This window comes from Brevibacillus soli (assembly GCF_044759095.2).
In the GTDB taxonomy this organism is placed as follows: domain Bacteria; phylum Bacillota; class Bacilli; order Brevibacillales; family Brevibacillaceae; genus JBIYSM02.
Map to the genome: position 1 here is coordinate 1 of NZ_JBIYSM020000097.1, position 1,456 is coordinate 1,456.

The following is a 1,456-nucleotide window of genomic DNA, read 5'->3' on the forward strand; positions in this document are numbered from 1 at the left end:
CGAGAACATCACCCACAAAGAAAGGAGCACCCATAAGGTGAAGTGTACCATAAACATCTCCCCCATCCAAACAGAGTTTACCCTGAAGAATTCAACCTCTTATGCAGGCAGCAAGCCTTTCCTTGTTTTTCTTGAAAAAATCAAGCTTTTTTATGTCTTCGAACAGGTAGGCTGTGCAAAGAAACCGAACTCGCTGTTCTCCATGTCCCGTATCTTGATGTACCTCATTGTTGGTTGGTTACTTGGCTACGAGCGGCTCTTTTACTTTCGTTCTCTGCAAAATGATACGCTCATCCGGCGTTTCTTAGGAGGCAAGTGCCCACATTATTCCTTGTTGTACAAGGAACTTGGGCGGCTGGCGAATACGGTCCCCACTGTACGTGACGATTTGAGGCGAATAAATCAGCAACTCATTTCCCCTCATCTGCCATCCGAACTTGTTCTCGATTTTGATTCTACCGTAAACACCGTTTTTGGGAATCAAGAAGGGGCGGCAGTAGGCGTGAATCCACATAAGCCCGGTCGAAAAAGTTACCATCCCGTTATGGTATACGAAGGAAAGTCTCGCTTTTGCTTGAATGCCATATTGCGACCTGGCAATACTCATTCATCGACGGACATTCTGACATTTGCCAAAGAAACGCTTAAGTTGGTCGCAAACGGCCATGCCGTGAAATACGTTCGTTTTGATAAGGGTTTTGGTGGTGAGGAATTCTATCGCTTTTGGGAAGACGTGAAAATCGGATACGTCGGCAAACTCAAATGGACAAAGAGACTGCAAGCAGAAGTAGCGAACTGCCGTTACTGGAAGCGTTTTATCAATGAAGACATCATCATCGAAGGGATTACGCTTGTCTATCAAGCAACCTCATGGAAAAACTCAAGATTTGTCGTCGTGATTCGCAAAGCTCACCGTCAGGATGAAGATCAGCTTCAATTTTATGATTTTCTATGGGAATACGAAGCTATGGTTACAAATCTGGCATGGGAGCCGATCGATATCTGGCGATTTTACAATCAACGGGCTTGTATGGAGAACTACATCAAAGAGGCAAAGCATGGTTTTTCGATGGAGGCGATCTCCACATCTTCTTTTGTAGCCAATGAAATCGATCTACTGCTTAAACTATTGGCATACAACTTATTCGAGCGATTTAAAGCAGGTTTTTGTGATCCCGTTCATCGTGGATTCACGATTCAACGATTTCGCCGGGACTTTTTGCACGTGACGGGCATCCTTATCACCCACAGCCGGAAAGTCATCCTCAAGATGGCGGAACCGTTTCACAACCGGCAGAGTTGGGAGCGAATCGCGAACAAGGTAGCCTTGCTGATCTGAAAAATTCCAGAAAAATACATGGAAATGATGGAGCCCGTTCAGATGGGGAGGGGGATCGTATCTCCATTTCTGTCATTTTCTCTTCCAGTAGCTTGTATGAAAATGAAAGACGTCAGA

1 protein-coding gene is annotated in these 1,456 nt (G+C 45.1%); it reads left to right on the top strand.

All coding sequences use genetic code 11. From position 1 onward, the window contains the following. The first annotated feature begins 37 nt into the window (after window positions 1-37). Complete coding sequence (locus ACE99V_RS20255; protein ID WP_400493002.1) at window positions 38-1,339, top strand: IS1380 family transposase; 1,302 nt, start codon at window positions 38-40, stop codon at window positions 1,337-1,339. Window positions 1,340-1,456 lie beyond the last annotated feature (117 nt).